Here is a 4,204-nt window from a genome sequence, read left to right as displayed (position 1 = left end):
CCTTGCTATGAAAATTAATACGAAGATGATTACGCATGAGTGCCCCATTGCTCCTTGTTGGGCAATGGGTCATTGAGTCTTGATCATCGTTATTGGTTTGTTCTTTCTTGTGTATGTGTAGTATATTACGTTACGTTATCTTATCTTATAATAGTAATAGTATAGAGTTTGTTTGTCTTTATAATGGTGTTACAATCTATTACTATTGAATAAAGAAGAATAAGATACTTCCTAATACCGAGAATTCTTCTGCTTGAAATCTGAAGATTAGCTGGAAGGTGCGATGCGCACATCGTACCCTGGCACGGAGAAGCGTTTTCCGAGGATTAATTGCCCCGATACGGTGTTTCAGGAGAAAAAATGAGGCCGCAAGGTCAGACGCCCGGAACGGCGAACCGCTCCGGGCATCTTTTTGCCATCGCCTATCCGGCTTCAGACTCCTGCTCGGGCGCAGGACCGAGTGTAAACCGTGCCTGGGGCCTCGGTAGCTACTCCACTGCCATTGCCATGAGCAGTCGGGAACTTTGCCCGCAACAGCGACAATAAACCTGCCTTGATGAAACATGTATCGTTTTGGAGCAGTTTCAGCCGCAATCGGTGGCCACTTTTCCGCCGAATCACAGACCAGCTTCTCCGCTATGCGCAACCAAGCCTAGCGTGCAAGGCAACAAGCAAACAAAAACTGGGGACCATCTCCACTATCTAGCCGAAAATATGAAAAAAAATAACAGCTCCGTAATCGTGTAGAACAAGCATGAGAACGGAGGATTCATCATGAACGAACTGCTAGCGCAGATGCAAGATCACTTGCCTCCTGTCTTCGCGGGGGTTGAAATTGATCAACTAACCGGGAATGCCATTAGATGGCGCACTATTCAGAATCTGCGAGCCTGCCGAAATGTTCCAGAACGGAAGAAAATCCCTCAGGGGTGCTTCAAAAAAGATGGAAATCGCAAAATTCTTATCGTGCGCGACCCTTTCTTGAGTTGGTGGTTCACCCAACTAGAGGATGCCTGACATCTGCGAACAGGCTGGAGGCTCTATCATCCGTTTGCTCTTTAACTCCACGTTAATCAAAAAATTCCAGATATATATTACCTCCTCGAAATGACAGCTTTTTGTCACTGCCGCCTCGTGCGGCAGGGGAACTTCCCAAATCGTGGAGGTAGCAATGGATTACTCTTATCCGTCTTTTTCTTCCGAGTCTTCCCCGACCATCACCGAACTGGCCAAGGCCATGCTGCGGGTGCAGCAGTCCCTGTCTCCGGCGCCCAAGGATGCCGAAAACCCTTTCGTCAACAAGCGCTACGCTACGCTGAACTCCGTCATGGATGCCTGCCGTGAGGGGCTCATCGCCAACGGCATCTGGGTTGCGCAGTATCCCGTGCCGGTGGAAACAGGCCACCTCGGTCTTGTCACGAAGCTTGTCCACGCAGAATCTGGCCAGTGGCAATCTTTCCTCATGGTCATGCCGCTTCCGAAGGCCGACCCGCAAGGATACGGCTCCGCACTGACCTACGCACGGCGCTATGGCCTCGCCACCATGGTGGGTCTGGTCACTGAAGCGGACGATGACGCCGAAGGGGCCATGCCCAGAAGCGGAAACCGTCCGGCCAAAGTACAGGTAGCTCCAGGGCCACGAAAGGAATCTGCACAGGCATCTCCTGCCCGTAGCGGAACGATGGCGACAGCCGCACCACAACCACCGGCGCAGCGCAGCGAGAAGCAGGAAGAACGTCCAGGGGCAGCATTGGCCGCATTGCCCCGCATAGACGGCATCACCTACCAGACCGTTCAGGCACAGGACGGACGCACCTGCGTCACGGCCTCCGGCGACACCCGGAGCAAGAAGGCGCTTTTGCAGGAGGCTGGTTTTCGTTGGGATGGAACCCGCAAGGTCTGGTGGCGGTACGCCGATGCCCAAGCCGCCTGACCCTGCTGGTATACTTGCAACAAGCAACGCTACGAAAAGTCCCCCACACCGGGGGCTTTTCCGTTTCATGGGAGGAATTCATGGACAACAACGAAAGCAACACGCATCAGGACAAGGGCCTTGCGCTCTTGGCGCAGGTCGCACGAGGGCTCATTGCCCACGATAACCATCATACCGCCGCACAGCTTGGGGACCGCTCCGCATACGTGGGCATGTCCGACATCGGCAAAGGAGCGGAATGCCTGCGGGCTGCCGTGGCAGGGAAACTGCACATGGCCCGCACGCCCAGCACGCAGGATATTGGGGAATGGTACCGGGCAGGAGAGCATGAACGCATCCGAACGGCGCTGCGACGTCATCTTATCCTGCAGCGCGGGCACTGGATGGAGGCGGGGCTTGCCAAGGTGCTGCACGCCAACGGCGCAAACCTTCTGCATCAACTGGAAGTCGCCGTGGAGCATGACGGCGTCCCTATCCGGGCTCACCTCGATTTCACGCTCGTCTGGGGCTGGCCCAGGCCCGCCATACGGATTCTGGAACTGAAAAGCACTGAGCGTATTCCGGACACCCTGTACACGGCTTACGAAACCCAGTTTTACGGACAACTGGGCCTGCTCAAGACCCACTGGTCGGAACCGATCTTTGCCATGCGGGATGCGGACGGCAACACCGTCTTCGAGCACCTGACCTTCCCGCAGGCAGCCAAGCTTCTGTTCGGCATTTCCCTGCCGCGTCAGGCGGACAGCATGGACATTGAAGGCTGGGTGCTCTGCCTGTCCATGTCCGATGCCCGTGCCTTTGGGCCATACCAGCCCGATGCCACCATGCTCGGCATGTGCCAGCGCATTGCCGGGGACATCTGGACCACTGCCCGGCGGGTCTGGGATGGAACTGAATCCATCAACACCGTGGACTACTGCAAGGGGTTTCATCCCCTGTGTGACTGGTGTGACCATTCAGAGGGCTGTCCCAAGTTCACGGTGCAGGAACTGGATGACCCGGCATATGACCACGCCCTGCAGAAACTCGCTGACCTAAAATCCTGCAGGAATGATCTGGAGGATTCCATCGCCGCAGAAGAAGACCGGCTGCGTTCGTTCTACGCTTCTGTGGGGGGTATGGATACCACTACAGAGTGGCTTGCTACGGCAGGATTCCGCTTCAAAATCTCCAGTCAGGCTGGCCGTAAAACCATCGATTCCGCAAAATTGGATATGGAACTGCGCGGCACTCTTGGCGATGAAGAAGCCGAAGAACTGCTCGCACGGGTGACTAGGACCGGAAAGCCTTCGCAGCGGCTGTGGGTGAGCAGAAGGCTTAATGCAGTGGCAGCGGGCTGAGGATGACCAAAGCGCTATGGTCTATCAGGCGCAACCGATTCAGGAGGATATTGCAAGGCGGCATGAACAACCGCTTTGATATAAAGCGTAGCCCGGAGCGCATCGTGCCCGTACACAAGGATATAGTTCTTGTGCACGACCAGTTCCCGCGTGCCCGCCACCCGTCCTATGCGTCCTCTGAAGGGTAGCGCGGCCAAAGAGTCTGCTGCAGCGGTAAAAAGTGCGTCCAGTTCGATGGCGGCGTGTGGATTATCCGCAGCGATGAACAGGACTATGCGCTCACGGTCCGTGTCCGCTGCCTCAGTCCAGACCACCTTCATAGGGTCTCGTGCTGGCTGAGGATCGCGGCCTTACGCTGCGCAGCCTTGGCCGTGGCTTCTTCCTGAGAAATCACACGTCCTGCACGGTAATCCCGTTCCCCGGCCTCAGCCTTTCTGTGCAGCCAGGCGTCATAGGCGGGATCAGAACTCTGGGTTTCCACCACATAGCTACGCATAAAATCTCGCAACAACTGGGCAGCGGTTCGATCCCGTTGCTTGGCCGCATCGGCAAACGCCGCCTTCAGGGTGTCTTCCACCCGAAATGTAAAGGTGCTTTCAGGCATTACGTTACTCCTCTCTATGTACACGAAAAGTACAGCGTAACACATGGCCTGTCAATTTCCTCTCACCACAACAAGGAGCCCACACTCATGCAGAACGATCTTGACCACCTTACCGTCATCGACATGGATGCCGGAGACCTCTTCAGCGGCAGTCCTTCGGGCCGTATGATCAAGGGGTTTAGCGCCCCGTGCAGCTTCACACCTCGTCTGGACCCGGACTATCTGTTCCATGATTCCATGCGCGAAATCGTGGTCTGGCTGCTCACCGCCCCGGCAGAACGCGCCGATCCCCTGTACATCTTCGGGCCCACGGGCAGCGGCAAGACA

General features: G+C 55.9%; 5 protein-coding genes and 1 pseudogene. 4 read left to right on the top strand and 2 right to left on the bottom strand.

Annotation, left to right across the window (positions count from 1 at the left end; genetic code table 11):
* The first annotated feature begins 774 nt into the window (after nt 1–774).
* The 3 genes from HUV26_RS15675 (at nt 775) to HUV26_RS15665 (ending at nt 3,273) form a co-directional block, all read left to right on the top strand.
* Nucleotides 775–1,017, top strand: a complete 243-nt coding sequence (locus HUV26_RS15675) for a hypothetical protein (RefSeq protein ID WP_174411087.1) — start codon at nt 775–777, stop codon at nt 1,015–1,017.
* Between the two features lie 154 nt (nt 1,018–1,171).
* Entirely contained in the window at nt 1,172–1,933 is a 762-nt protein-coding gene (locus HUV26_RS15670) for an ERF family protein (protein WP_174411086.1), read from the top strand.
* Nucleotides 1,934–2,013: 80 nt separating this feature from the next.
* Nucleotides 2,014–3,273: a hypothetical protein gene (locus tag HUV26_RS15665; RefSeq protein WP_174411085.1), complete on the top strand. Its 1,260-nt coding sequence runs from the start codon at nt 2,014–2,016 to the stop codon at nt 3,271–3,273.
* A 14-nt stretch (nt 3,274–3,287) separates the two neighbouring features.
* Here the strand turns inward: HUV26_RS15665 and HUV26_RS15660 are convergent, their stop codons facing one another.
* Together HUV26_RS15660 and HUV26_RS15655 are read right to left on the bottom strand one after the other, a co-directional pair.
* A complete protein-coding gene (locus HUV26_RS15660) occupies nt 3,288–3,593 on the bottom strand; it encodes a type II toxin-antitoxin system RelE/ParE family toxin (protein WP_174411084.1) in 306 nt (101 codons plus the stop codon).
* Entirely contained in the window at nt 3,590–3,877 is a 288-nt protein-coding gene (locus HUV26_RS15655; RefSeq protein WP_174411083.1) for a CopG family ribbon-helix-helix protein, read from the bottom strand. Before HUV26_RS15655 ends, HUV26_RS15660 begins: the two co-directional genes overlap by 4 nt.
* Before the next feature lie 87 nt (nt 3,878–3,964).
* Between HUV26_RS15655 and HUV26_RS15650 the strand changes: the two are divergent.
* Nucleotides 3,965–4,204 (top strand): annotated as a pseudogene (locus HUV26_RS15650) (AAA family ATPase); the annotation flags it as partial.

Origin of the sequence: Desulfovibrio psychrotolerans (assembly GCF_013340305.1) — a bacterium.
In the GTDB taxonomy this organism is placed as follows: domain Bacteria; phylum Desulfobacterota; class Desulfovibrionia; order Desulfovibrionales; family Desulfovibrionaceae; genus Halodesulfovibrio; species Halodesulfovibrio psychrotolerans.
This window is presented reverse-complemented; position numbering and strand designations above follow the sequence as displayed.